This window comes from Bremerella sp. JC817, assembly GCF_040718835.1.
Taxonomy (GTDB): domain Bacteria; phylum Planctomycetota; class Planctomycetia; order Pirellulales; family Pirellulaceae; genus Bremerella.
Genome location: NZ_JBFEFG010000274.1, coordinates 512,621 through 539,515, shown reverse-complemented (window position 1 = coordinate 539,515; position 26,895 = coordinate 512,621). Strand labels below are relative to the sequence as shown.

Sequence of the window (26,895 nt, the reverse complement as noted above, 5' to 3'; positions counted from 1 at the left end):
CATAAGATTTCGATGTATGCCTTTAGTGTGTTTGCAATCGGCGGAAGGATCGATCGAGATGACGTGGTTAACGGGAAGTTTGCTGGTCGTGGGCCTGGGGTTGGTCTGCATGGTGATCTACGACCTGACGCAGCGAAAGCATGCGATCCTGCGGAATTTTCCGATCGTGGGGCACTTCCGTTACTGGCTGGAAGCGATCGGTCCAGAGCTGCGGCAGTACATTGTCACCAGCGATAACGAAGAACGCCCCTTCAGCCGAGCTCAGCGCCGCTGGGTGTATGCCTCGTCAAAGCGAGAGAACAACTACTTCGGCTTCGGAACCGATAACGATCTGGAACTGGCCTCGAATCACTTGATCGTGAAGCATTCGGCCTTTCCGGTGAATACTCCGAATCCGACCGATCCATTGTACGACTCCGAGTTCCAATTGCCGTGCGCCAAGATCCTGGGCGGCTATCGCCAGCGGCGGCATGCATTTCGACCGACCAGTTTGATCAACATCTCCGGGATGAGCTACGGCTCGCTAAGCGGTCGCGCGGTTGAAGCATTGAATCGCGGGGCAGCCCTCGCTGGCTGCCTGCAAAACACCGGGGAAGGGGGCGTCAGTCCCTATCACCTGGCAGGCGGCGACTTGATGCTGCAGCTGGGGACGGCTTACTTCGGTTGCCGCGATGCCCATGGTCGCTTCGAGTTGTCGAAGCTGAAAGACATTTGCGCTGCCTATCCGATTCGAGCGATCGAAATCAAGTTGAGCCAGGGCGCCAAGCCAGGTGTCGGTGGTCTTCTACCGGCCAGCAAGATCACCAAAGAGATCGCCGCGATTCGTGGCATTCCGATGGGCAAGGATTGTGCCAGCCCGAGCGGGCATCAAGAGTTTCACGACGTCGACAGCATGCTCGACTTTGTGGAACGCATCGCAGACGCTACCGGTTTACCGGTCGGTATCAAGTCGGCGGTGGGGGAAACGAGATTCTGGACGGAACTCGCGCTGCAGATGGCGAACACGGCTCGTGGTGTCGACTTCGTGACCGTCGATGGTGGTGAAGGCGGGACCGGCGCAGCGCCGCTCGTCTTCGCGGATCACGTGGCGTTGCCATTCAAGATCGGCTTTGCCCGGGTCTATCACGAATTCATCGATGCCGGCGTGCACCATCATGTGGTGTTCAACGGTTCCGGAAAGCTCGGCTTCCCAGAGAACTCGTTGTTTGCCCTGGCCCTTGGCTGCGACATGATCAGCGTGGCTCGCGAAGCGATGCTGTCGATCGGCTGCATCCAGGCTCAACGCTGCCACACCGGGCATTGCCCGGCAGGGGTTGCGACTCAAAATGCCTGGCTGATGCGCGGACTCGATCCGACCTCGAAGGGCGTTCGAGCGGCGAACTACATCGTGACGCTACGGAAAGACTTGATGCGGCTGAGTCACTCGTGCGGTGTGTGGCATCCTGCCTTGGTGACGCTCGATCACTTCGAGCTGCTGAACGTCGGTTCGCCATCGAAGCCGGCAACCGAAGTCTTTGATCAGCGAGCCGACTGGGGACTTCCGTCGCCAGCCGACCAGCAGGTGATCCGAACCATCATGCAGACCCCTTACAAAGAACGAGGTCCGCTGATGGATGCCAAGAGCATCAAGCAGACCTCGCTGGGGTCGGACTTGATCTCGATGAACTAAACGAAAGCCGAAGACCTATTGGAACTCGGTTCGCATTTGATCGAGCCGAGCTCGCATCGCGTCTCGCTGCTTGGCGAACTTTGGATCGTCGATCAAGTTGTTCTCTTCCTGAGGATCGTTCTTCAGGTCGAAAAGCTGTTCCAGTTTCGGCTGGGTCTTTTCGTACGAGATGTACTTCCAATCTTCCGATCGCACCCCTTCGCTTTGCGGAATGGTCGCGTGCGGAAAAAGATGCTCGTAAAGGAATTCGGTTCGCCAGTCGGCCGGATGTTGGCCAGTCAGAAATGGCGTCAGGCTGCTGCCCTGCATCGACGATGGAACCGGCACGTGGGCCAGCGTCAGCAAGGTTGGAGCAACGTCGATACTCAGCACGATGTCGTCACAGCGTTGTCCTCGGTCCGCTTTTGGCAGACGCGGATCGTAGATGATCATCGGAATGCGAATCGAAGGTTCGTACATCAGCCACTTACCGGCCAGGCCATGTTCACCCAAAAAGAAGCCATGGTCCGACGTGTACACGATCACCGTGTTGTCGGCGAGCTTCTTTTCCGCCAGCTTCTTGGTCATCGCTCCGACGAAATCGTCGACGCCGGTGAGCAATCGGTAATAGTCCTTCACATTCTTCTGATACATTTCGTCGCCATCGAAGCGACGTCCCCAACGCACGCGTGATTCGCCACCTTGCAGCTGCGAAGGGAGTTTCTGGTAGCCCACCTCGTTGGCAGTCGAAGCAGGCGTGATGCCATCTTCTGCGTAGTAGTCGGCATACTCCGGGGCATGCTGGAACTGCCAGCCTGGTCCATCCTGGCAATGGGCCGCCTTAAAGCTGACCTGCAGGCAGAAAGGTTCATCCGGCTGGCAAGTGTCGAGGAACTCGAGCGTCTGGTTCTCGAGCCGACGGGTCATATGTGGCTGTCCGTCGACGAAGTACTTGCCTTGTCCGGCGAACCCTTTCCAGTAGTCATACTGATCGGCCGGCAGGTTATTGCCGACGCCCCATTTGCCGATGAATGCCGTTCGATAGCCCGCCTTGCGGAGCAGGGCAGGGAAGGTCTCGGAAAATGCTTCCGGCGTCAGCACGGTCTTGAAGTCGACTACTCCATGGCGGCGGGCATACTGTCCGGTCAGGAACGATGCTCGGCTGGTCGCACAGATGGCGGTCGTCGCGAAAGCGTTATCGAACACGACCCCTTCTTGGGCCAGGCGATCGATGTTCGGCGTCTTGATAACCGGATTGCCCATGCAGCCGAGGGCGTCAAAACGCTGGTCATCGGTCAGCAGGAAAATCAGGTTCGGACGCTCCCCAGCGAACGAAGTCGACGACGAAACAAAGGTGCCGAAAACGGCAAGCAGCAAGAGGGCAATTCGGTAGGGCATGGGTGTTTAGTCTTCGGGGGAGGGGAAAAGAAGAAGCAGGGCTGAATTGGATAAGGTACCAAAGTTTTTATTTCGGTTCACGAAAAAATTGAGCCGAAGCGTTCCGACTGCGATACTGACAGGTTGGTCTTTCCTTGCTTCATCGAACACCGTTCGAGAATTTCGTTGTCCCAGGCTGCCGCAAATCGAACCAATCCGCCTGAGATCTCGCGGACGATTTATCTGCCGCTGGTCTTATTGGCGGCTGCGTTGACTTTTGGCGTGCTGCTGGACTGGGCTTTCGATCTGCCAATGTTGACCTGGGGAGTTGGCTTCTTCCTGACGTTGTTGGCCTGGGCGATCTTATGGAGAAAACGGCACGATAGCTGGGCTTGTGGCGTGCTGCTTGGCGCGGTGGCGATCTTCGGCGGAGGGCTGCATCACGTCCACTGGAACTTCTATCGGACGAGCGAACTCAGCCTGGCTCTTTCCGCGGAGAAGCAGCCGGTGGCCTTGCGCGGGGTTGTGACCGACTATCCTCGCTTCGTTCCGGCCCAGCCGCCTCGGACAGCCTTCGAGTTTCAGCAGTCAGATCAATGGAAGTTGCCGCTAAGGCTCGAGCAGATTCGCAATCGAGCCGAGTGGATCGAAGTTTCTGGCGAGACCGAAGTGTATGTCACTGGTGCCAGCTGCGACTTTGAGCCAGGGCAACCGGTTGCCGTCTTTGCCCAAGCGACGATGGCCGAGCCACCGCTGAACCCTGGCGAGTTCGATCTGGCACGTTGGTCGCGGGGAAAACGATCGAGGATCTTTCTGCGGAGCAACTTTGTCGAGTGCATTCAGCCCATGGGTTCGGCTGCTTCGTTTACGTTACTTTCGCCGCTGCGGCTTGCTCGGCGATACGTGGCCGACCAACTCGTGGCATCGATTTCGCCGCAGTATGAAGGCCTGGCGGAAACCATTTTTCTCGGGCGACGTGAACGACTCGACGACAATACGGACGATGCGTTTCGCCAGACCGGCACGGTGCATCTGTTGGCATTGTCGGGACTGCATCTCGGAATCTTGGCGATGGCTGTCTACGGAGTCTTGCGATACTTGCCTGGCCCGGCGTGGCTACCAGGGGCGGGGTTGCTGCTGCTCACCATCACGTATGTTCTGCTGGTCGACGCGAGGCCGCCGATCCTGCGAGCATCTGGATTGGTGGCGATGATCTGTTTGGGAGAGTTGTTGTTTCGCAAATCGCAGTTCGGCAACAGTCTGGCGATGGCCTGGATCGGCATCGTGGCTTTCAGTCCGAGCGAGATCTTTCAGGCTGGTACACAATTGTCGTTTCTCGCGGTTGCGGTTCTGGCGTGGCTCGCATCTTGTCAGTCGCAAAGGAAAGTGCACGATCCGCTGAAAACCCTGATCGCTCAGACACGTCCCTGGCCGGTGAAGTGCTGGCACTCGATTCGAAGGATCGTGGTCGACGCCTTCCTCGTTTCCCTGGTGGTATGGCTGGTGACGTTGCCGTTGGTCGTGTATCACTTCCACGCGATTTCTCCGTGGACCGTGGTGCTTTCGCCGCTGTTGATGCTGCCGATGACGTTAGCCCTGGTCGGACTGTTGTTACTCGTGGGCGTGTCGATTGTCTTGCCGCCGGCGACCATTTGGATGGGTGCGTTGATTGACATTCCCTTGGCAGTGATTCAGACAATCGTCGAAACAACCCAGGCCAACGCCCCGCTAACCATCTGGTCGGCTGGGCCCGCTTTGTGGTGGCTGGTTGGTTTTTATGGCCTGGTGATCTTCAGCGGCTGGTCGATCCTGGCGCGGCAGATCCCGATTCGCTGGGGAGTTGGCGTCGTTGGGGTTTGGATCGCCGTCGGCTTCGGCGTGGCGATCTTTCAAGCGAATCAGTCGGTGGCCCGCGACGACCTGGTGTGTACGTTCGTCAGTGTTGGCCACGGAACGTGCGTTCTGGTGGAACTGCCAGGCGGACAGAACTTGCTGTATGACTGCGGAAGACTTGGCTCGCCGAACAGGGCAGCCCAATCGCTGTCGGCTGTACTTTGGAGTAAGGGGATCAGTCATCTCGACGCCATCGTGATCTCGCACGACGACGTCGATCACTTCAATGGTTTGCCCCTGATCCTGCAGCGATTCTCGGTCGGGGCGGTCTTCTGTTCGGACCTAATGGAAAAGATTCCCAGCGATCTCGTGAAAACGCTGCTGGACGAAATCGACGCTCGAGGAATCCCCCGCAAGACACTCTCGGCTGGCCAGCGATTGGCGACCCATCCCGATCTCGACGTGACCGTGCTGCATCCGACTCGCAAAGGGGTGCTGGGACGCGATAATGCCAATAGTCTGGTGTTGCTGTTGGAATATCAGAAGAAACGGGTGCTGTTGCCTGGCGATCTCGAGTCGCCCGGGACCGAGGCGGTAATTCTAGAACGGCCGATTGCCTGCGACGTGGTGATGGCCCCGCATCATGGGAGCCGGCACAGCAAGCCCGAGGCGTTTTATCAGTGGTGTCAGCCTCGCTGCATCGTCGTCAGCAGTGGTGATCGGCACTTGGAAGGCTTAGCGGACCCGATGGAGCCAGTCCGCTGGCTGAATACGGCGGGAGCTGGAATGATTGAAGTCCGATTGGCCGGCAATGGTGGGCCGATCGTGGTCACACCTTGGCAAGAAGCCCCGTTTATTTTGGGGAAATAGGAGGTGTGGGCGATTTTGACGGCAAAGCTGGTGCCATTCTGGGGGCGGATGGGCTATTAGGCGTTGCAAAAGTTGCTTTCACTGCTAAATTAACGGACTTATCAAGACATTGAGGATGAGTTTGATGCATTGGTGGCCGCGGTTTTGGTAGTCGCGACAAACCTGCTGGTTTCACAAGTCCTTGTCGTTATTGTGGTTAAGAAGAAGTCACCCTACTTGCGGACGTAAGTAAAGTTACCCATGTCGATTACCAAAGATAAGAAGAACGATGCCATCCAAGATTTCCAGCGTGGTGGCGAGGACACGGGTTCCCCGGAAGTTCAGATCGCGATTTTGACCAATCGCATCAACAACTTGACGGAGCACATGAAGAAGCACACCAAGGACTATGCGACGCGTCGTGGTCTGCTGGCCATGGTTAGCCGTCGTCGTCGCTTGCTGGACTACTTGAAGCGGCACGATCCGCAGAAGTACTTGGACATGCTGGCACGGCTTGGTATTCGTAAGTAGCTCTATAGCTGCTTCGGTCTGGTCGCACGAGGCTCGTTTCTTCTTCAGAACGAGCCTCTTAAGTTACTGTGGCAATGGATTTAGCCTGAAGACGCGCGCCTCTGGGCTGGACGCGTCTTTACCACGCCTCGCCGGTAGTGGATTGACTAGGCTGGCGGGGCAACCTTACGGGGTGCTGCTCTAAATTTCAGAGATCAATACAGCTGCCCCCACCCTTATATTGAACCAAGCATCGGATGTTCCAACTGGCGGGCCCCTCTCTCCTTCAGGCCCTGACCCTCTTGGCGCAAGCCCTCTCGGAAAGCTTCCGGTGCGCTGTGTAGGACGGAAAAAGTGGAAGAAATTCGTGTAGAGAAGCAAGTTGGAAGTGAAACCTTATCCCTCGAAACCGGCTTTCTAGCCAAGCAAGCCCACGGGGCAGTGCTCGTTAAATATGGCGAAACGGTTGTTTTTGTCGCCACCGTCTCTGGTCCTTCTCGACCTGGTACCGACTTCTTCCCGCTGACCTGTGACTATCGCGAACGTACCGCTGCGGCTGGTAAGTTCCCAGGTGGTTTCATCAAGCGAGAAGGTCGCCCGACCACCAAAGAAATTTTGTCGTCCCGTTTGATGGACCGCCCAATTCGTCCCATGTTCCCGAAGGGGTACCACGACGAAGTTCAGATTCAAGCCAACGTGGTTGCGAGCGATCGTCAACACGACGGTGACGTTCTGGCCATGATCGGTGCCTCGGCTGCTTTGTGCATTTCGCACCTGCCGTTCCAGGGCCCACTGGGTGCGGTTCGCATGGGTCGTGTCGACGGCGAACTGGTTGCCTTCCCATCCTTCGAGCAGCTGGAAAACAGCGACCTCGACCTGATCATTTCGGGTAACAAGGAATCGGTCCTGATGATCGAAGGCTTCTCGCGGGAAATGCCCGAAGACGAGATGGCCGAAGCGATCATGAAGGCTCATAGCATCGTCAAGGACATCTGCGATCTGCAGATCGAACTGGCCGAAAAGGTCGCTCCCACCAAGATGGAATTCGCCGAACCAGACGACGGTGGTTTGTACCAGCGTCTGATGGACAGCTACTACGCTGACCTGAAATCGGCCAAGCAGACCGCTGGCAAGCAGGACCGCGCCGAAAAGGTTCGCGAACTGAAGACCAAGGTCAAAGAAGAGCTGATCCCAGATCCATCCGCAGAAGGTGCGATCGACGAAGGTGCTTTCGGCACCGCCTGGCACGACATGGAAGAACGCGTTATTCGCGATCTGATCCTCAGCGGTACGCGTACCGATGGTCGTGACACCAAGACCCTGCGTCCGATCGTTTGCCGCGTCGACGTGTTGCCACGCGTTCACGGCTCGGCCGTGTTCCAACGTGGTGAAACCCAGTCGCTGATCACGGTGACTCTGGGTACGCCTCGCGATGAACAGCGCGTTGACGGTCTGATCGACGAGTACTCGAAGAAGTTCATGCTGGACTACAACTTCCCGAGCTTCTCGGTCGGTGAATGTCGTCCAATTCGTGGCCCAGGCCGACGTGAAATCGGTCACGGCGCTCTGGCCGAACGTAGCGTGAACCCAGTGCTGCCAGGTCCAGAAGACTTCCCTTACACGATCCGTGTCATCTCGGACATTCTGGAATCGAACGGTTCCAGCTCGATGGCTTCGGTCTGTGGTGCGACCCTCGGCCTGATGGCTGCTGGTGTGCCAATCACCAACCCAGTGGCTGGTATCTCGATCGGCCTGGTGAAGGAAGGGGACGACTACGTCCTGCTGACCGACATCCTGGGCGAAGAAGATCACCATGGCGACATGGACTTCAAGGTTGCCGGTACCCAGAACGGTATCACCGGTATCCAGCTCGACCTGAAGATCAAGGGTATCAACGAAGACATCATTCGTAAGACCCTCGTTCAGGCTCGCGAAGCCCGTATCGAAATCCTTCGCAAGATGCTGACCACCATCAGCCAGCCGAAGGACGAACCATCGCCATGGGCTCCACGCATGCTGCGAACCAAGATCAACCCAGACAAGATCGGTCTGCTGATCGGTCCTGGCGGCAAGACGATTCGTGCCATCCAGGAAGAAACCGGTGCGACCATCGACGTCGAAGACGACGGTACCGTCATCGTTGCCAGTGGCAACCAGGAATGGGCCGAAGCTGCCATGGCTCGCGTCCAGGCGATCACCGGCGAAGTCGAAGTTGGCAAGATCTACGAAGGTCGTGTCACCAGCGTTAAGGACTTCGGTGCATTCGTCGAAATCCTGCCAGGTCGTGACGGCTTGTGCCACATCTCGGAACTGTCGACCGAATACGTCTCGGACGTCAACTCGGTCGTCAAGGTCGGCGATATCCTGGCCGTGAAGGTCCTGTTGGTCGACGAACACGATCGCGTCAAGCTGAGCCACAAGGCCACGTTGCCAGGTGGTGAAGCTCCAGCCGGCGAAGAAGGCGATGAGCTCGAAGCTGCCGGTTCGCGTGGCGGTCGCGGTGGCGACCGTGGTGATCGCGGCGGTGACCGCCGTGGTGGTGGCGATCGCGGTGGACGTGGTGGTGACCGTGGCGGTCGTCCTCGTCGTCCTCGTCGCGAAGACTAAGAAATCAGCAGCGATTCTGATTTCCATCGAGAATAGATCTGCCCGGAGTGTTCATCACTCCGGGCTTTTTTCGTGAGGCCTATCCATGGATCCGCATTCTTCCTCGCGCGAACACTCCGAACCCGTTCGCGAAAAGTCGCGCGATCAGTACCTGGTCGATCAATACAACGAGATCGCCCGGCTGGCAGGTTCGTTGGCACACGAAATCAAGACGCCACTCTCGGTCATTCGAATGAACATGGAACTGCTGGCCGAGGATATGGAAGATCCTCAAACGCCGCAGCAGCGCCGCGCGAAGCAAAAGATCGCGACGGTTCAAGAGCAATGTCAGCGGCTGCAGGGCTTGCTGGACGACTTCCTGCGGTTCGCTCGGATTCGCGATCTGAACCTGTTGCCGGGCAACTTGAACGAGCAGATCGAACGTGTCCTCAACTTCGTCGAGCCGCAAGCCAATCAGCAAGGTGTCGAGATCATTCGTTATCTCGATTCCGAACTGCCCAGCATCGACCTCGATGCCGAACTGCTCTATTCGGCCTTGTTGAACCTGGTGGTCAACGCCATCCAGGCCATGCCGGATGGTGGCTCGCTAATGGTGCAGACCCGCGAGTTTCGCAGTGGTGTGCTGCTGCGATTGGTCGACACCGGCTGCGGCATGAGCGACACGACCGCCATTCGGATGTTCGATCCCTTTTATTCGACGAAAGAAGGGGGATCAGGGCTGGGCTTGCCGTTGGCGAAGAAGATCATCGAAGCGCATCACGCGATCATCGATGTCCAAAGCGAACTGGGCCGAGGAACGCAGTTCACGCTCGAATTTCCGCTTCCCCCCCGAATCGGACAAAAGCCGGCCGATGCTTCTGAAGAAGCCGCCGGATAATGCGATTCCCCCCAATGGAGAAGGGGAGGGGAGCGGCATTCGGTTCTAGAGGATTCGCCCCATCTTCGGTAGGATGGTCTGCATGACAACGACGCCACAGGATGAAGTTCAAACCGATGCCGCTCCAGTTCAGCCGGATCAGTTCCGCGTACTGGTAGTCGACAACGACAAGGCCCACGCCATGACCATGGCCGAAAGCCTTGAGCGGATCGGGTTTGTCTGCACCGTCGCCACCAGCGGTCCCGAAGGGGCCGAGAAGATCGTCGCAGAACCGTTCGAGATCGTCGTCACCGACCTGGTCATGAACGACATCGATGGTATGGGCATTCTGCAGCTTGCCAAAGAGAGCCGCCCCAACTGCGAAGTGATTGTGGTGACCGGGCACGCGACCGTTTCGACCGCGGTGGCTGCCATGCAGAAAGAGGCGCTGAACTTCCTCGAGAAGCCGCTTACCCCAGATAAGCTGCGAGCCGCGGCCCTCAAAGCGGCCGAGACGATTCAGCTGAAACGTCAGAACTCGGAACTGATGCGGCGGCTGGACGAGAAGTTTGGGTTCGAGGGGCTCATCTATTCCAGCAACAAGATGCGGCAAGTCGTGCAGCGATTGCAGCGTATCGCTCCGACCGACGCCAGCGTGCTGATCCTTGGGGAAACGGGAACGGGTAAAGAAGTCGTCGCCCAGGCCATCCATCAAAACAGTCCCCGCAAGAAGAAGCCGTTCGTCCCGCTGAACTGTGCCGAGCTGAGCGAGCACTTGCTCGAGAGCGAACTGTTTGGTCACGCGAAGGGGGCTTACACCGACGCTGCCAGCGAACGCATTGGCCGCCTCGAGTATGCCAATGGCGGGACGTTGTTCCTCGATGAAATCGGTGACATGCCGATGCCCACCCAGGTCAAGCTACTTCGTGTCCTTGAATCGAGCGAGATCACCCGCGTTGGTGAAAACAAGCCGATCCGGATTAATGTTCGTTTGCTTTCGGCAACCAACTGCGACCTGGAAGGGGCGATCGCCGCCGGTACCTTCCGGGCCGACTTGTACCATCGTCTGCGAATTGTCACCGTCCAGTTACCCGCCCTGCGAGAACGCCCTGACGACATCTTGCCGCTGTTCGATCACTTCCTGAAAGTGTTCTCGAAGAAGCACGACAAGAAGGTTCGCGGGATCGATCGCACCGTGTTTCAGCGATGCCTGGAATACGATTGGCCCGGCAACGTTCGCCAACTGCGAAACTTCGCCGAGAGCATGGTCGTGCTCGACTTGGATGGCACGATCGGTCTGGACGATCTGCCCCCCGAATTGATCCAGGAAGGGGACGACCTGGTCCCGCCGGTCGATCCGAAACCAGCCGTCGCTGGCAATGGCGAAATGCCAAGCATGGTCGGTCAACCGATCAGTGAAGTCGAAAAGTGGCTCATCGGCGAGACCTTGAAGTCGACCGGTGGAAATCGCGAAGAGGCCGCCAAGATGCTGGGCATCGGCGAGCGGACCTTGTACCGGAAAATCAAAGAATACGGACTACGCGGCGACTAGTTTCGCCAGGCCGAACCGAAGGGGAGTAGGCAGCGGATGCCGAAGATTCAACAGCTATCTGCAAGTGTCGTCAACAAGATCGCGGCCGGCGAGGTGATCGAACGCCCCGCCAGCGCCGTGAAAGAGTTGATGGAAAACTCGCTCGACGCCGGAGCCCGCCGCGTCGACGTCACCATCGAGCATGGCGGCACCGAACTGATTCGCATTGCCGACGATGGTTGCGGGATCTCGCCGGAAGACATGCCCCTGGCAATCGCTTCGCACGCGACCAGCAAGATTGGCAGTGCCGAAGAATTATTCCATGTGCGGACGCTCGGTTTCCGCGGCGAAGCACTCGCGTCGATCTCGGAAGTGAGCCACTTCCTGCTGCGAAGTCGTCCTCACGATCAAGACTGCGGCAGCGAGATGCTGGTGCATGGTGGAAACGTGCAGGAAGCTCAGCCGTGCGGTTGCCCACCCGGCACGATCCTCGAGATCCGCAACCTGTTCTACAACACGCCGGTCCGCAAGAAGTTCTTAAAGACAACCCAGACCGAGTTCGGTCACATCAGCGAAGCGTTCACCCGCATCGCGTTGGCGCATCCGCAGGTTCACTTCACGCTGAAGCATGGTCAGCGGATGGTGCACGACTTGCCTCCCTGCAGCGATCTTCGCGATCGCGTGCGGGTATTCTTCGGGGCGGAGGTTGCCGATCAGTTGATCGAAGTCGACAGCGAGAACGATCAGGTCACGCTGCGAGGTTACGTGGGCAATCCGCGTTTCAGCCGTAGCAACAACCGGATGCAGTATCTGTTTTTGAATGGCCGATTTATCAAAGACCGGGCTCTGCAACATGCGCTGGGGGAAGCGTATCGTGGCTTGCTGCTGCATGGCCGTTATCCGATGTCCTTCCTGCGGATGAACATGCCGCCCGAGATGGTCGACGTGAACGTCCATCCAACGAAGCTGGAAGTTCGTTTCCAAGATAGCGGACGGATCTACAGCCAACTGCTGGGTACGCTCCGAACGAAGTTTCTCGCCTCGAACCTCGACGCGACTTATCGCCCGGCCGATGTCGACGGGGACAGCGTGGCAGGCAACGGCCAATCGGCCGAGAACTTGCGCGAAGAGTTGGTGGCCTGGGCCAAAGGGGCGGTCGAAAGCAACAGCGGCGAGAGCGATCCGAACGCTCGCCGACAGACCGACTTCGATCTCGACTTCCGATCGGATCGACGAACGCCGCTGCAGCTGAATCCGATCCAGCGTTCGGCCGTCGGCGCTGGCAGCTTGCCTTTGCCCCCAATCCCAAGCGGGATCACGCCAGCTCATCTTCGAGAACAAGAAGAAGCCGAAGCCGACGCGACCGCCGAAGTCGAGCCAGACTCGTTCGGCGAGATGGAAGTTCGCGGCACCGGGATCGGCTCTCAGCAACGTGCCATCCAGCTTCACAACCGTTATCTAATTGCGGAAACGGACGAAGGAATGGCGGTCATCGACCAGCATGCCTTGCACGAGCGTATTCTGTATGAAGAGTTACGCGAAAAGGCGTTGGCTCGCCGTTTGGAAGTGCAGCGGTTGTTGGTTCCAGAAACGTTGAACCTGGCCGCTCAAGAGTTCGCCGCGGTCGAAGCCGCCACCGATACCTTGGCCCAGATCGGCCTGGAGGTGGAAGCCTTCGGCGGCGATACGATCCTCATTCGCAGCTACCCGGCGATCCTCGGACGCCGCAAACCGGCCGAAATCGTCCGCGATATGATCGATCACCTGATGACCGACGGCAAAAATCTCGAAAAGCGAGATTTGCTCGACGAGCTGCTCCATATGATGTCGTGCAAGGCGGCAATCAAGGCGGGAGATCGCCTTTCGACCGAGGAAATCGACGCTTTATTGGAACTTCGGCACCTTTGTCAGGATGCCCACCACTGTCCGCACGGGCGACCCACCGCTTTGGTCTTTACCAAAGAGGAACTCGACCGGAGATTCCAGCGGACTTAAAATAGAGAGTTTCCCCTGGCCAGGGGAGTGTCGTTCTATTCTGTTATCCACCCCATTGGCCCTACTCCCAGCCAGGCGACTTGAGATAGACCTATGATCTGCGTCAGTATCGGCCGCGGCCGACACAAACACGTTATCGCCGAGCACAAGCACCTGGTCGAACAAGGTGCCGAACTGTGCGAATTGCGCCTCGACTACATCAACGGCGCCATCAAACTCCGCCGTCTGCTGGAAAATCGCCCCAGCCCAGTCGTGGTGACCTACCGTCGCGAACGTGACGGGGGACGTTACAACGGGGACGAAGCCGAACGGCAGATGGTCTTGCGAACGGCGATTGCCGAAGGGGCTGACTACATCGATCTCGAAGAAGATATCGCAGCGGCCGTGCCACGCTATGGCAAGACGAAACGCATCATCAGCTACCACAACTTCCGCGAGACTCCTGCCGATCTGGAAGGGCTGCACAAGAAGATGCAGCAGTGCGATCCCGATATCATCAAGATCGCCACGATGGCCAACTCGCCGCAAGACAACGTTCGGATCCTGGAACTGGCCCGCAACAGCGAGATTCCCACGATCGGACTTTGCATGGGGGACATGGGAATGCCGTCGCGAATTCTGGGTGGGCGATTCGGTTGCCCGTTCACCTACGCGACCAGCTCCAACGAGAGAACCCTCGCCCCGGGCCAAATCGGTTTCCGGCAGATGGTCGATCTCTATCGCTACGAAGAGATCACTGACAACACCGAGCTGTTCGGCGTGGTGGCCGATCCGGTCGGACATAGCCTCAGCCCGCATCTGCACAATGCCGCGTTCAGCGAACAAGGGATGGACCGGCGCTACCTGCCGTTCCGTGTGCCTCGCGAACATCTTTCGGTCTTCTTGAACGAAGTCTGCCCGCAGCTTGGAGTGAAGGGACTTAGCGTGACGATTCCGCACAAGGAAGTCGCCGCGAAGTTCGTCAAAGTCGCTGACCATGCCGTCCAGGGCGTGGGTGCGACCAACACCGTGATCTTCGGCGAAGGTGGTCCGTTCGGTTACAACACCGACTGTGCCGCCGCCATGGAAAGCATCGACACGATGCTTCCAGCTGAGAATCGTGATGGTTCGCTGGAAGGCATGAAAGTGCTGATGCTGGGAACCGGCGGCGTGGCACGCGGCATTGTCTGGTCGTTGCTGCAACGCAAGGCCGCCGTGACGATCACTGGTCGCACACTCGAGAACGCCGAAGAACTAGCCAAGCACTTCGGTTGCCGTTCGATTCACTGGGACGATCGCGGTTCGGTTCAGCCAGACATCTTGATCAATGGCACCCCGGTCGGCATGCATCCGAATGTCAACGAATCGCCGTTCGACAAAAAGTGGATCAAGCCGAGCATGGTGGTCTTCGATACGGTCTACAACCCGGAGCAAACCTTGCTGATCAAAGAGGCCAAGGGAGCCGGGGCCCGCGTGGTGACTGGCGTCGAAATGTTCGTACGTCAGGCTGCCTTGCAGTTTAAGCACTTCACCGGGGTCGACACCTCGCGCGAGCTGATGCGTAGCACGCTCAAGCGAATGACCGGGGCTGTGCGAACCAACTAAACAGCATGGCAATGAACCTGGCACTGATTGGTTATCGTGGAACGGGCAAGTCGCATGTGGCTCGCCTGTTGGCAAAGTCGTTGGGCTGGCCAATGGTCGATGCCGATGTCCATGTCGAGCAAACCGCCGGCCGAACGATCGCTCAGATCTTTGCCGATCAAGGCGAAGCTGCTTTTCGGGACCTGGAATCGAGTTCGTTGCAAACATTGACCGAACATAGCGAGCATGTCCTTTCGCTGGGTGGCGGCGTCATCCTTCGCGAATCGAATCGGGCACGCATCGCCGATCGTTGTTTCACCGTCTGGCTGACCGCTCCGCCGGAGGAGATTGCCCGGCGGCTCTCGCTCGATCAAGTGACCCATACGCAGCGCCCCAGTCTGACGGGCAAGTCACCGCTGGAAGAGATAGCAGAAGTCCTCGCGGCGCGACTTCCCCTTTATCAACAATGTGCTGATCTGGTGATCGAAACCGAGGGCAAGACGCCCGAAGACGTGGCTCAGTCGATTCTCGACCAACTCCCGTCGTCTTTAACGCAGAAAGAGCCGTAACGTGAATTGGTGGGAGAACCTCGTTGATTTGTGGGTGAACCTTTCGATGTCGGTTCGCTTGATCCTGCTGTTTCTGCTCGGAACGGTGGTCGGAGGACAGTTGAACCGGGCCGTCTATCGCTGGACCTGGGTCCCCAAACATTACGATCCCTGGTCGAAGCCACTTCCCGGGGCACCATCTCGCAGTATCTTCGATAAGGTCCCCGTCTTCGGCTGGCTTGGTTTGGCTCGCGAAAGCAAGTTGCATGGCACCGCCCACTGGGTGCAGCCGTTTTTCGTCGAACTGGGCTGCGGCTTCTTCTTCGCCTGGTATTATCACTGGCTTGTCGATGGCGAACTCGCCTCGATCACCATCAACACCGCCATGAGCCAAGGGGCGATCCACTCGCTCTTTGTGCAGCATATCGTGCTGATCTCGCTGATGGTGATTGCCACGTTTGTCGACTTCGACTCGCGGACAATCCCTGACTTGGTAACCGTCCCTGGTTTTGTGATCGGCCTGGTGCTTTGCTGGCTGCTTCCCTTCGTGGGATTGCCGATCCCAGGCGGTCCTCCTTACTTTGGTCTCGCACCGGCAGGGCGTGCGATTGAAGCGGTGCCGTTGGATGCCGCCACGTTGGATGCCTGGCCTGCATGGTTCAACGGACCGTGGGGACTCGCGATTGGTTTGTTCCTGGTCGTTGGATGGTGGTTCGCCCTTTCTCCGAAGATCGTTTGGACTAAGTGGGGCATGGCCAAGTTCTTTCGCTATTTAATCGCGAGCTTCGTTCGCTACGCCTTCCGTTGGTTCTATCTGACGCTACTCGCGTTTCTGGTTTTATTTGTGACGGCGGCCTGGCTTTGGGGCGGACCGGCGACGTGGCAGATGGTGTTCACCTCGTTGCTGGGGATGTCATTCGCAGGGATGCTGATCTGGATGGTGCGTTTCTTCGCCAGCTTTGCCATGGGACAAGAAGCGATGGGCTTCGGCGACGTTACGCTGATGTGCATGATCGGTGCCTATATCGGCTGGCAACCGGTGATGGTGATCTTCTTTTTGGCGCCGTTTATTGCATGCGTATTTGCCATCATCAACTATCTGCTGACGGGCGACGCTTACCTGGCGTATGGTCCTTATCTATGTATCGGGACGCTGGTCACGATGGTTTTCTGGGCGAAGATCTGGCAGCAGTATGGTCCGCTCCTGGGACTGGGAGTCTGGCTGCCGGCACTGTTCCTGGCGTTGCCGGTCGTGCTCGGCGTGATGCTGACCGCGTGGGTCTGGATCAAATTCACGTTCATCTACCCGGAAGAAGCGAAGTAACGGTCAACGCGGATCGAAGGGATTCGGCCGAAAAATCGTTGCGACCTGACCTCAATTGGTGAGCTATCCTTTTTCCAGGGAGCTCACCGATGCTTTGGTTTGAAACGATCGACAATCTGAACGACGCTGCCGCGCTGGTTCGCCAGCGACGCTATGGCGTGATCTGCGTTGAGGAAGGAGACTTCCGCGGGCTGTCGTTTCGACCCTGGCCGAAGCTGATCTCGCGGCTCGAGATCGTCACGCTGGGGCGCCGCAAGCATGCCCAAGGGGGCGATCACTGCCGGCTGTATTACAACTTGCCGCTCAGTTCGCCCGGCTTTCTGACGCTGGCCTATGTCGAGTCGACGCGGCAGACCAGTTGGAAGACGCTTCGTCGTAGTGCAGAAGTGTTGGACTGGGTCGCCGCCCATCGCCGCGTTCATGCGACCGTCTGCGAGCTATCGAACGAACGAATCAGCACACGATTGATGCAGCGGGTTGGATGGGAAACCCACTGCGAGCATCTGCCCGGCAGGCATTTCATCAAACGCTATTACGGCCAGTACCCTCAGCATGCATGGCTGCCAGCAGTCGAACGCCTATCGGGGCACTTTCGCCACGAATCTCTTGGCTGCGACGAGACTTTCGACGCTTCGCTTTCTTAAATCGGCCTTGTCGACGATTGGGTGGGTTGTTAATATCCCGCCGCAAATCAGATTTTTCCCTCAAGTTTCCTCGGCCCTTTGTCGACACGGCCTGCCATGTTTCGCCATTGCTGTCTGACACTCGTTTCGCTAGCAGTTGCTGGCCTCGGTTGCAATCAGAATGCAGCCTGGCGTCAGCAGCAGGTGCTTGCGCAGCAGCAAACCCAGGCTCAGATCGCTGAATTTGAACGCCGGGCGTCGGGACTGGATGCCTCGAATCAGGATCTCCATTCGCAGTTGGCCCAAGCCCAACAGCAATCGAAGATCCTGCAAGACGAACTCACGCTGGTTCGTCGGCAGCTCGGAGACACCGCTAATCAGCTCGCCCAGTCGCAGCAGATGGCGAAAGAGAAAGATGAAAAGGTGCAAACGCTCCTCGCTTCGACCCAGTATCGAGGGGGAGCTGTCATTCGCCCGAACAACAGCCTGACCGCGGATCTCAGCAAAATTCAAATCCCTGGGGTAACGGCCCGGCAAGATGGCGATGTCATTCGCATCGAGATTCCAGCCGACATGCTGTTCCATCCCGGAACGAACTCGCTGAGCCCCAATGCCGACAATGTGTTGTCTCAGGTCAGCAGTATTCTGCAGCGTGACTTCCCCACCAATAAGATTGGGGTCGAAGGGCATACCGACAACCAGCCGGTCAATCCGCCCTATACGTCGAATCATCAGCTTTCGGCCAGCATGGCTCAGTCGATCTTCGACCAGTTGACCGGCCGTTATCGGCTCGATCCGTCACGGATTGTGGTCGTCGGGCATGGCTCGAACCACCCGGTTGTCTCCAATGCGACCCCTGCCGGGCAGCAGCGAAATCGTCGCGTCGACCTGGTGATCTACGCCGAATCGTCGAACTAGCGGCGATCTCTGCCGGGGCACGTCTGCCAGAATGGGGGCGGACGAATTACAATGGGTGGCCTAGGCGAACTTATGTTCGTCGTTTGTGTCCGCCAGGGGAATCCTTTCATCTCCGGCTGCTGGCCTGTTCGTACTGTCCCGTGAAGAGAATTCGTTCGCTGATGATTACGATCGTCGACTACCAGATGGGAAACCTCCGCAGTGTCCAAAAAGCTTTCGAGCGAACCGGGCACGAGGCCCATATCACCAGCGATCCGAAGGAAATCGCGTCGGCCAGCAAGCTTGTCTTGCCAGGCGTCGGGGCGTGTGGCGACGCCGTCGACGAGCTACGTCGCCGTGACCTGGTAGGTCCGATCAAAGATCAGATCGAAGCAGGCACGCCGTTTCTGGGGATTTGCCTCGGTCTGCAGATGCTGTTCGACGTCAGCTACGAAGGTGGCGAGCACGAAGGCCTGGGGATCTTGCCAGGCGAAGTGGTCAAGTTCGACCTGCCACATGGCTACAAAGTCCCCCACATGGGTTGGAATCAGGCCTGCTTCCTCCACAAGCCGCCGATTTTCGAGGGGATCGACGAAGGGACGAACTTCTATTTCGTCCACTCTTATTATGTCGTTCCCAAAGATACGGATGTCGTTGCGATCGAGGCGGACTACGGCGGTCGATTTTGTGCGGCTGTCTGGAAAGACAATCTCTACGCGACGCAGTTCCACCCTGAAAAGAGCCAGCATGCTGGTTTGAAGGTGCTGCAGAACTTCGCCGAATTGGCGTAAGGCCGACGGCGGTCTAACTTCCCGGCGGCAGGAATTTTCTTGCCGTGTTTCTCCCTATTTGAGATATTGCCAGAACGCCACCGGTTTCGATCGTGTGGTGCAGAAAGGAACCCACCATGCAGATTTGGCCCGCGATCGATCTCCTCGGCGGCAAGTGTGTCCGACTCCAGCAAGGGGATTACAACCGCGAAACGGTCTATGGCGACGACCCCGCCGAGATGGCCAAGCGTTGGGTTGGTGAAGGTGCCGACTGTCTGCATCTGGTCGATCTGGATGGTGCCAAAGATGGCAGCCTGAAGAATCGTGCCGCGATCTCCGCCATTGTCTCGGCGGTCGATATTCCTTGCGAAGTGGGTGGCGGCATCCGCGATGAGCAAACGATCGAGCAGCTACTCGACCTCGGATTGGCTCGTTTGGTGATCGGAACTAAAGCCCTGCGAGAACCAGACTGGTTCGCCGCGATGTGCGAGAAGTTCCCCGAGAAGCTTGTGCTGGGGATCGATGCCAAAGAAGGCATGGTCGCTACCGATGGTTGGTTGGAAGTGAGCAGCACGTCGGCTATCGATCTGGCGAAGACGTACGAGCACCTGCCTATCGCCGCCCTCATTTACACCGACATCGCGACCGACGGCATGCTGGCCGGTCCGAATGTCGAAGCGATGCAAGCTATGAAGCAGGCCGTCCGTCTGCCGGTCGTCGCCTCGGGCGGCGTGACTACCGTCGAAGATGTCACGAACCTGGCTCAAGCAGGTCTCGATGGTGCCATCGTTGGTCGTTCGCTCTACGAAGGACGTTTAACCGTCAGTCAGGCAGTGGAAGCTGCCGGTGGCGTGAGGTAACTGCCTGCCATGAAGCCTGAGCGTTTGGAACCTTCTGAATCCCAACCCCAACGCTCGGCTCGTCGAAGTTCGCTTCGATTCAGTCTGGGAACCATGATGCTGATCGTCACTCTGTTGGCGATCGGCTTGGGAATCTGGGGATACCATCGACCTGCCAAGGCGGTCGTTCTTTATCAGATTTACGATCTGCCAACTTTCGATGTCAAAGCGATCGACACGACGTGGAACCCCATGGCGAACTCGACCTCTGCCTGGGCCGTGATCACCGAGCAGCAACGCGCCTCGCTACTGAAGGGTTCCAGCAAACCTTTGCTCGAGAACGAGGTGCACGTCGGAGATTGGCCGGCGGTCGCACATGCCAGTTCATTCATCTATCCCGAACTGTTTCCATCCGATACCGCACCTCGCCATTTATTCGACACCGGACAAATTGCAGGCTTCTTCGGTGTGAGAAATTCTGGTGGACAACTGCAGTTTCGGATGCAGTTAAACCTGCGCCATCAGAAGGATGATCGCGAAGCCTGGGCGACCGAGCAGGTTTCGCGTTCCGATCGGATTGAGGAGCGATTCTTATACGAAGGCAACGCACCAGAAGCTTACCTTTTGGTCGCGTCGCAGTTCAATGAAAAGGAACATCATGTGTTGATTGTCCAGGTACATCCGGTCGAGAAATTTCCACCATTTGGAATAACTCGGACCGGTAATTCTCCCGCATTAAGTCGATAATACTATAATAGAATATGACACATGTAACTTGATTCATCTCGGAGCAATTACCCCGACCTGAACACCACAGACTGACACTGAAAACCAGTTTTCAGATGCCATAAACAGCCACCCCACGGAGAAGAGGTTTCCCGTGGATTCCCCACGGGGACGCATCCTTTTCTCGTGTTTTTTCCACACACGGAAGGAGTTTATTATGGCTACTTGTGTTTCAGAGACCGTCCGCGATATTGTTCTATGCGGTCACGGTTCGACCGGGAAGACGAGCCTGATTGACCGCCTCCTCGAGACCACGCACGCGGTGGATGGATTCCACAGTGTGGACGACGGAACAAGTGTTTGTGATTTCGAGCCCGAGGAAAAGGCTCATCACCTTTCTATTGAGGCGACGCTCGCCCATTTTCAACATGAGGGGCTGCGATTCAATGTAATCGACGCCCCTGGCTATCCCGACTTCATCGGCCAAACGATCTCGGCCATGCGGGGTGCTGATACGGCCATGATTGTGATTGATGCCCATGCCGGTATCGCCGTGAACACGAGACGTGTGTTTGCGGAAGCCGAGAAAGCAGGGATTGGTCGCATGATCGTGCTCAACAAGATCGATGCCGATCATCTCGACTTCGCGGCGTTGATGCAATCGATCCGTGATACGTTTGGCCAGGCCTGTGTGCCGATCAATTTTCCGGAACTGCTGCACGGCAGTATCGAAGGTGTGCTGAGCATCTTTGATGAACGTGCCGACACTCGAAACGCCCCGATCGACCCAGCCATTTACAAAGAGTCGCTCGTCGAAGCTTCGATCGAAGCGGACGAAGCGTGGATGGAACGCTACTTCGAAGGCGAAGTGCCATCCAACGAAGATTTGAAACGGCTCATCCCCCAAGCGGTCGCGAAAGGAACGTTGATTCCGATCGTCTGCTGCAGCATCAAGAAGGGTGTGGGCATTGCCGAACTGCTCGATGCGATGGCACTCTGTTCGTTGCCGCCATCGATGGTGCATCGCACCGCGCGGAGGATGGACGGCAGCGAGATCGAACTATCGGGCGATCCTGACGGCCCTCTCGCCGCCCAGGTCATCCAGACCCGGATCGATCCGTTCGTGCAGAAGCTTAGTTACATTCGCGTGTTCAACGGCACGCTGCGAAAGGATATGACCTTGCCCGGCAGCAACGGCCGCAAGGGTCTGCGAATTGGTCAACTGCTGGACGTGCAAGCGAATCACCTGGTTCCGGTCGACCATGCCGGCCCTGGCGATATCGTGGCGGTGGCCAAGATGGATCAACTGCATACCGGGACGAATGAAGGGGAGTGGGAGCTTCCCGAAATCGAGTTTCCACAACCGATGGTCGGTGTGGCGATCCGTCCCAAGAGCCGGAACGATGAAGCGAAGCTCAGCGCCGCCCTTCATAAGCTGGTTGAAGAGGATCCGACGATCCGCGTCGAGCATGATGAAGAGACGCACGAACTGGTGCTGCGAGGCATGAGCGAGCTGCATCTGTCGCTGATCCAGGAGCGCCTGGCTCGACGCGACCATCTTGAGATCGAAACGTATGAACCTCGGATTCCGTTCCGCGAATCGATCACCTATCCGGCGCATGGCTCGTATCGCCACAAAAAGCAGTCGGGTGGGCGAGGTCAGTTTGGCGAAGTGCACATCCGCGTGCAGCCACTGCCTCAGGGAACTGATATCGCCGCGTTCGCGACGAAGGCAAACTTCCCCAGCATGAAGCATGTCCACTACTTCGATTCGATGAACTTCCTGTGGATCGATTCGATCGTGGGGGCTTCGATCCCCGGCAACTTCATGCCGGCGGTCGAAAAAGGTTTGCTCGATCGCGTTCGCAAAGGCGTTCTGGCTGGCTATCCGATGCAGGACGTCTGCGTGGAAGTCCATTACGGAAAGCATCATCCGGTCGACAGTTCGGAAACAGCGTTCCGAATTGCGGCATCGGCAGCGATGCGAGAGGTGTGCAAGCTGGCTGGGCCGCAATTGATGGAACCGATGGTCGAGATGCATGTGACCGTTCCAGTGGAATGTGTGGGGGATGTTTACAGCGACATGGCGACTCGGCGTGGCCAGATTTCGGGAACCGAAGATGCAGGCCCGAACATGCAAACGGTCGTTTGTGTCGCTCCTTTGGCAGAGACCGGCTCGTACGCACGTAGCCTGTCGAGTCTGACCGGCGGCCAGGGAAGTTATAGCATGAACTTCTCGCACTACGCCCCGATGCCGACACATCTGCAAGAGAAGCATCGCTACCATATGCAAGAAGAAGAGGAGATGGCAACCTAAGGCGATCCCCGATTCTGCTTCCTCTCCCCGCAGAGGGAGAGGGAGTCGGTGGTTCATCGCACCAAGGAAATATGCCCCGTACCTTCTGTGTGCTTGCCCTTGCTTTCAAGTTTGCGAAAATACGAAAGCGAGGGCTTTTTTATTGATTGCCCCGTTAGGGTTCATTTTTAACGTCTCTGACGACGAAAACATTGGTGACCATTTGTCAGGCCGGGCATCCAACCCCTGAATGAACCCTGTGGAAAAGTCCATGCAACCGGCAAACTTGAACCGAACCATGCAACGGCTGGCTACCTGCTACTGTCGAACCTGCCTCTGTTGTTGCTCCTAGAAGCAACTCAGGCCTGCTGCTAGCTCGGGCCTGCGATCGACCCTGGTACCCACGGCCCACCTCTCTCAACGGTTCAAAATCAAAGGACACACGCGATGGCTTCCGATGCACGCTTGAAAGAAGATCTTCCTACGCTGACCGACCGCATCGTCAGCACCTACCAGCAGATCGGTAAGATCAACCATCTGGGGCACTGCCCACTGCCCAACTACGAAGTGGTGATTTCGATCCTGGAAGACGTCAAGGAAATCCTCTATCCCGGTTACCAGCGCCGTGAAGGCCTGCACATGGGGAACATCACCTATCACGTCGGCGACATCATCGATGGTCTGCACGACAAGCTGACCGTCCAGATCGCTCGGGCTTTGCGCCACGACGAACGCGTCAACGGCAAGCCAGACACCTGCGATCCGCAGCAAGAGACCGACTTCGAGGCCAAAGGTCAGGCCATGGCGATCGAGTTTCTCAATCGCATCCCGAACCTTCGCGAGATCCTCGCCACCGACGTGCAAGCCGCCTACGATGGCGACCCTGCGTGCACCAACCTTGATGAAGTCATCTTCTGCTATCCCGGCCTGGAAGCGATCACCGTTTACCGCGTAGCGAATACGCTGTACCGGCTCGGCGTGCCGTTCATCCCGCGGATGATGACCGAATGGGCCCACAAGCAAACCGGGATCGATATTCATCCTGGGGCAACGATCGGCAGTTACTTCTTTATCGACCACGGCACCGGTGTGGTGATTGGTCAGACCTGCGAGATCGGCAAGCACGTGAAGCTGTATCAGGGCGTGACGCTGGGTGCCTTGTCGTTCGATACCGACAATGAGGGTAACCTCGTTCGCGGAATCAAACGTCATCCCACGATTGAAGACAGCGTGGTGATCTATGCGAATGCCACGGTCCTGGGTGGGCGAACGGTGGTGGGCAATCACAGCGTGATTGGTTCCAGTGTCTGGCTGACCCGTAGCGTCGATCCGAACACGACGGTACTGCTGGAAAAGCCTCGTCTTCGACTTCGGTCGGAAGCGGTGGGGCAGCTCGAAGAAGAACTCAACTTCCAGATCTAAGAAGTGCGAAACGTTGGTCCGTTGGTCCTCCGTGGAGGAAGGGCCTGCCATATCGCGAAGCCGGTCAGCACGAGCAGTAACAGCACACTGCCGGCCGTGATCCAGGCACCGACAACGAACGACGTCGGCCAATAGGTCAACCGCACGAGCTTATCCCCTTGCTGCACCGGGACCGCCATCATGACGCGGTTTGCCCGGTAAATCGGGACATCTGCGCGCGTGTCGCCGTTGGCATCGATAATCTCGCACTGCCAACCGTCGTCGTAATAGTCTTGCAACATGACCCAGCCTGGCTGGCAGTTCACCAGTTCGACCTCGAACTGTCCGCCACGAATACGATTCGGTTTCGAGAAGACATAAACGCTGGCAGGAAGCGTCGGAAAGCTCAGTCGATTGGTCGCATCTGCTTCAAGCACGGTGGGCTGCCAGATGGTCGCGCTATTCGCCCCATGGAAGCGGGAAGGGCGGATGTTTGATCGCGGATAGATCGGATCAGGCAACGTCGTATTCTTCACCACGTCCAGGATCTCATGCGTTCCCTGGGTGACGGCCGATGGCGAACTCTCATCGATCGGATCGTGCCACTGCACGTTCGCTTGCCACCACGCCACCGGCCAACGCTTCGCGCGTTCGTGATAGGCTCCTAGCATCGTGACGACCAGCGGCTTGTCTGGGTAGCTCCAGACGGTTTCCATATCGCGAGGGCGAATGCTGACGACAGAAGGTATGCCCCGCATTAATTTCAACAGTGGGTAGCGTGGGAAGTTGGTCTTCTGGTCGATCTTCAAACCTTCGACCATCCGCTCGTCCGAGCCGGTTGTCGCGAATGAATCTGGGTAATGGTTCTTCGAGCGATCGAAGTAAACCGTTTTGAAGAACCGCTTGTTTTCGAACTGTACGCTCGTTTGATCGGAGGCAATCGGATTCCATAGCTGCTGCGGCGCGGAGGGGGCGACCCAGTGGTTGGCCAACATCAGTTCTACCGTCCCGATGCTCACGATCACCGCGACGGCGATCGGCCGAGGTGCGAACCGCAGCGCCGCGATTGACGCGGCAATCGCCAGCGATCCGCAGAGTAAGCCGGTTGCCAGTTGGATTAATCCGGCGGTGCCGTCGAGCGGGCCGAACAACGTATCGTCAGGCGAGATGGGCATCATCGCTCCGAGCGTGGCGGAAGCGAGCCATACGATTACAGCAGCCAAAGCAAACGTGCCTGACAAGCCAACGGCAACCAGTCCGAAACGCCGGGAAAGCTTGACCTGGTCAAGGCCTCGGCCGGCGAGAACAGCAACGGCGAACACGACGAAGATCCACCACTTCGCCGGATAGCGGAAGCCGGCGTACTTCGGCAGGGTCATATTCAGCAGCCAATAGAGACCACCAAACGGCGAACCGATCGGCAGCGATTCGTCGTCCCAGCCCAAACCATAACCGACTTCGTGCAACAGCCAGCCGAGGCCATACCAGCCAAGACTGGCGATCACGCCAAATAGACCGATGGCGACCAGCCAGCGATCGACGCGCCGGTTCGGGCAATGCCACACCGCGATTCCGGCCAGCAAACAGGCCAACGTTCCCATGAACAAGGTTTGAAGCCAGATGCGACCTTCGGCAGGGATGGCTCGCGTCCAGCGTTGATTGCGAGGATACATCTGGCCGCTAAAGTTGGCGACGAATGCCTCGGGCCAGTGCCACGGAGGGATGCTGAAGTCGTAACTATGCCGGGCATGCGAGTCGGGGTGAGGCTTTCCCTGCAGCGTGTCGAGGTCGACCTCTTTTCCGGCGGCGACCAGTTGGGCCGCTTCGTAGAGGCTGCGAGGCTCTTCGCTGGTGGCTCGTAAACTTCGGCTTACCCATTGGCTCGTGGGCAAGATTTGAATCGCGGATAGCCCGACCGCCAGGCCAGCGGCCGCGACCAGTGTGCCAACACGCAAGGTGCGTCCACCTAGCCAGATCTTCCAGTTGGGAAGTCTTCGCCACGGCAGGACGAAAAAGATCGCGGCCAGCGTCAGCATCATCATCGTGTGATACGCAAGTTGGGCGTCTCCGCCGAGGACCATCATGGTCAGGGCGAACGCGAGGCCTAACGCCGAGGGAAGGGCAGGGCGGCGAGCCAAGCTCCAGCCACATGTCAATGCGATCGGAAGCCACGCGGCACCGACCAGGAAGATGATGTTTGCATGATAGCCCAGCACCGGTCCGCTGAAGGCATAAGTGACGGCAGCCATCACGGCAGCGGGAAGCGAACAATGCCAGGTTCTCGCGGCCCAGAACATACCGAAGTAAGCCAACGCGAAATGGACGAGGGCATAAAGCCGCATGCCAAAGCCAAAGCCGAGCGGCGTGATCAGCAGTAGTTTACCGGGATAGAACACGCTGGAAGTCGCGTCAGCGGCCAGTGGCACGCCGATGCCATCCATCGGAGACCACAGCGGAACTTCGCCACTCTTCCATTGTCGAGCGACTTCATGGAACAACGGGTAATAGAAGTGGGCCGCGTCGCGGAACAGGAATTGTTCCTGGTAGACGAAACACTTGCCAAAGAAAAACACGGCAAGCACAAGAAACGGCAACGCAACTGCACAACACGTCAGAATACGTCGCAGAGGATAGAGATGACTGACAATGGGCAGAGCGTTATCGTTCACGCTCTCGATCGTAGTTGAACCCTATTGCGCAGG

The 26,895-nt window shown here is 57.7% G+C and carries 19 protein-coding genes; 17 read left to right on the top strand and 2 right to left on the bottom strand.

The window, feature by feature from the left end; genetic code table 11:
• Positions 1–58 precede the first annotated feature (58 nt).
• The gene (locus tag AB1L30_RS16350; RefSeq protein WP_367014492.1) at positions 59–1,669 is read left to right on the top strand and encodes an FMN-binding glutamate synthase family protein; all 1,611 of its coding nucleotides are present in this window, start codon (positions 59–61) and stop codon (positions 1,667–1,669) included.
• A gap of 15 nt (positions 1,670–1,684) precedes the next feature.
• On the opposite strand, the gene AB1L30_RS16345 is transcribed toward AB1L30_RS16350, so the two are convergent.
• Positions 1,685–3,046, bottom strand: a complete 1,362-nt coding sequence (locus tag AB1L30_RS16345; RefSeq protein WP_367014491.1) for a sulfatase — start codon at positions 3,044–3,046, stop codon at positions 1,685–1,687.
• Between the two features lie 165 nt (positions 3,047–3,211).
• Here AB1L30_RS16345 and AB1L30_RS16340 point away from each other — a divergent pair, with 165 nt between their 5' ends.
• From AB1L30_RS16340 to AB1L30_RS16265, 16 genes are all read left to right on the top strand, one after another.
• Positions 3,212–5,728: a ComEC/Rec2 family competence protein gene (locus AB1L30_RS16340; RefSeq protein ID WP_367014490.1), complete on the top strand. Its 2,517-nt coding sequence runs from the start codon at positions 3,212–3,214 to the stop codon at positions 5,726–5,728.
• A gap of 240 nt (positions 5,729–5,968) precedes the next feature.
• A complete protein-coding gene (gene rpsO, locus AB1L30_RS16335; protein WP_345086558.1) occupies positions 5,969–6,238 on the top strand; it encodes a 30S ribosomal protein S15 in 270 nt (89 codons plus the stop codon).
• A gap of 333 nt (positions 6,239–6,571) precedes the next feature.
• The gene (locus AB1L30_RS16330; RefSeq protein WP_367014489.1) at positions 6,572–8,824 is read left to right on the top strand and encodes a polyribonucleotide nucleotidyltransferase; all 2,253 of its coding nucleotides are present in this window, start codon (positions 6,572–6,574) and stop codon (positions 8,822–8,824) included.
• 85 nt (positions 8,825–8,909) lie between these two features.
• Positions 8,910–9,701, top strand: a complete 792-nt coding sequence (locus tag AB1L30_RS16325; protein ID WP_367014488.1) for an ATP-binding protein — start codon at positions 8,910–8,912, stop codon at positions 9,699–9,701.
• A gap of 82 nt (positions 9,702–9,783) precedes the next feature.
• Positions 9,784–11,232 (top strand): sigma-54 dependent transcriptional regulator, encoded by a 1,449-nt coding sequence (locus tag AB1L30_RS16320; RefSeq protein WP_367014487.1) that lies wholly within the window; start codon positions 9,784–9,786, stop codon positions 11,230–11,232.
• Between the two features lie 36 nt (positions 11,233–11,268).
• Positions 11,269–13,206 carry a DNA mismatch repair endonuclease MutL gene (gene mutL, locus AB1L30_RS16315; protein ID WP_367014486.1) on the top strand — a complete coding sequence of 646 codons (1,938 nt, stop codon included), beginning with the start codon at positions 11,269–11,271 and terminating at the stop codon, positions 13,204–13,206.
• A 93-nt stretch (positions 13,207–13,299) separates the two neighbouring features.
• Positions 13,300–14,790 carry a shikimate dehydrogenase gene (aroE, locus tag AB1L30_RS16310; RefSeq protein WP_367014485.1) on the top strand — a complete coding sequence of 497 codons (1,491 nt, stop codon included), beginning with the start codon at positions 13,300–13,302 and terminating at the stop codon, positions 14,788–14,790.
• Positions 14,791–14,795: 5 nt separating this feature from the next.
• Positions 14,796–15,338 (top strand): shikimate kinase, encoded by a 543-nt coding sequence (locus tag AB1L30_RS16305; RefSeq protein WP_367014484.1) that lies wholly within the window; start codon positions 14,796–14,798, stop codon positions 15,336–15,338.
• Position 15,339: 1 nt separating this feature from the next.
• Positions 15,340–16,641 carry a prepilin peptidase gene (locus tag AB1L30_RS16300; protein ID WP_367014483.1) on the top strand — a complete coding sequence of 434 codons (1,302 nt, stop codon included), beginning with the start codon at positions 15,340–15,342 and terminating at the stop codon, positions 16,639–16,641.
• Between the two features lie 89 nt (positions 16,642–16,730).
• The gene (locus AB1L30_RS16295) at positions 16,731–17,285 is read left to right on the top strand and encodes a hypothetical protein (RefSeq protein ID WP_367014482.1); all 555 of its coding nucleotides are present in this window, start codon (positions 16,731–16,733) and stop codon (positions 17,283–17,285) included.
• A gap of 96 nt (positions 17,286–17,381) precedes the next feature.
• Positions 17,382–18,182, top strand: a complete 801-nt coding sequence (locus AB1L30_RS16290) for an OmpA family protein (protein WP_367014481.1) — start codon at positions 17,382–17,384, stop codon at positions 18,180–18,182.
• A 161-nt stretch (positions 18,183–18,343) separates the two neighbouring features.
• The gene (hisH, locus tag AB1L30_RS16285) at positions 18,344–18,952 is read left to right on the top strand and encodes an imidazole glycerol phosphate synthase subunit HisH (protein ID WP_367014480.1); all 609 of its coding nucleotides are present in this window, start codon (positions 18,344–18,346) and stop codon (positions 18,950–18,952) included.
• Between the two features lie 116 nt (positions 18,953–19,068).
• Positions 19,069–19,791, top strand: coding sequence for a 1-(5-phosphoribosyl)-5-[(5-phosphoribosylamino)methylideneamino]imidazole-4-carboxamide isomerase (hisA, locus tag AB1L30_RS16280; protein ID WP_367014479.1), 723 nt, complete (start codon positions 19,069–19,071; stop codon positions 19,789–19,791).
• A 93-nt stretch (positions 19,792–19,884) separates the two neighbouring features.
• Positions 19,885–20,517 carry a hypothetical protein gene (locus tag AB1L30_RS16275; RefSeq protein ID WP_367014478.1) on the top strand — a complete coding sequence of 211 codons (633 nt, stop codon included), beginning with the start codon at positions 19,885–19,887 and terminating at the stop codon, positions 20,515–20,517.
• A gap of 196 nt (positions 20,518–20,713) precedes the next feature.
• On the top strand, positions 20,714–22,813 hold the full coding sequence (locus tag AB1L30_RS16270; protein ID WP_367014477.1) for an elongation factor G: 2,100 nt from the start codon (positions 20,714–20,716) through the stop codon (positions 22,811–22,813).
• 426 nt (positions 22,814–23,239) lie between these two features.
• On the top strand, positions 23,240–24,214 hold the full coding sequence (locus AB1L30_RS16265; RefSeq protein ID WP_345086531.1) for a serine acetyltransferase: 975 nt from the start codon (positions 23,240–23,242) through the stop codon (positions 24,212–24,214).
• Here AB1L30_RS16265 and AB1L30_RS16260 read toward each other — a convergent pair.
• Entirely contained in the window at positions 24,211–26,862 is a 2,652-nt protein-coding gene (locus AB1L30_RS16260; protein WP_367014476.1) for a hypothetical protein, read from the bottom strand. The two genes, AB1L30_RS16265 and AB1L30_RS16260, sit on opposite strands and share 4 nt — an antisense overlap.
• Positions 26,863–26,895 lie beyond the last annotated feature (33 nt).

Excerpts from the sequence above, each read along its gene's own strand:
- AB1L30_RS16350 (WP_367014492.1), top strand. The coding sequence starts at position 59 with ATGACGTGGTTAACGGGAAGTTTGCTGGTCGTGGGCCTGGGGTTGGTC.
- AB1L30_RS16345 (WP_367014491.1), bottom strand. The coding sequence starts at position 3,046 with ATGCCCTACCGAATTGCCCTCTTGCTGCTTGCCGTTTTCGGCACCTTT.
- rpsO (WP_345086558.1), top strand. The coding sequence starts at position 5,969 with ATGTCGATTACCAAAGATAAGAAGAACGATGCCATCCAAGATTTCCAG.
- AB1L30_RS16325 (WP_367014488.1), top strand. The coding sequence starts at position 8,910 with ATGGATCCGCATTCTTCCTCGCGCGAACACTCCGAACCCGTTCGCGAA.
- AB1L30_RS16320 (WP_367014487.1), top strand. The coding sequence starts at position 9,784 with ATGACAACGACGCCACAGGATGAAGTTCAAACCGATGCCGCTCCAGTT.
- mutL (WP_367014486.1), top strand. The coding sequence starts at position 11,269 with ATGCCGAAGATTCAACAGCTATCTGCAAGTGTCGTCAACAAGATCGCG.
- aroE (WP_367014485.1), top strand. The coding sequence starts at position 13,300 with ATGATCTGCGTCAGTATCGGCCGCGGCCGACACAAACACGTTATCGCC.
- AB1L30_RS16305 (WP_367014484.1), top strand. The coding sequence starts at position 14,796 with ATGGCAATGAACCTGGCACTGATTGGTTATCGTGGAACGGGCAAGTCG.
- AB1L30_RS16295 (WP_367014482.1), top strand. The coding sequence starts at position 16,731 with ATGCTTTGGTTTGAAACGATCGACAATCTGAACGACGCTGCCGCGCTG.
- AB1L30_RS16290 (WP_367014481.1), top strand. The coding sequence starts at position 17,382 with ATGTTTCGCCATTGCTGTCTGACACTCGTTTCGCTAGCAGTTGCTGGC.
- hisH (WP_367014480.1), top strand. The coding sequence starts at position 18,344 with ATGATTACGATCGTCGACTACCAGATGGGAAACCTCCGCAGTGTCCAA.
- hisA (WP_367014479.1), top strand. The coding sequence starts at position 19,069 with ATGCAGATTTGGCCCGCGATCGATCTCCTCGGCGGCAAGTGTGTCCGA.
- AB1L30_RS16275 (WP_367014478.1), top strand. The coding sequence starts at position 19,885 with ATGATGCTGATCGTCACTCTGTTGGCGATCGGCTTGGGAATCTGGGGA.
- AB1L30_RS16270 (WP_367014477.1), top strand. The coding sequence starts at position 20,714 with ATGGCTACTTGTGTTTCAGAGACCGTCCGCGATATTGTTCTATGCGGT.
- AB1L30_RS16265 (WP_345086531.1), top strand. The coding sequence starts at position 23,240 with ATGGCTTCCGATGCACGCTTGAAAGAAGATCTTCCTACGCTGACCGAC.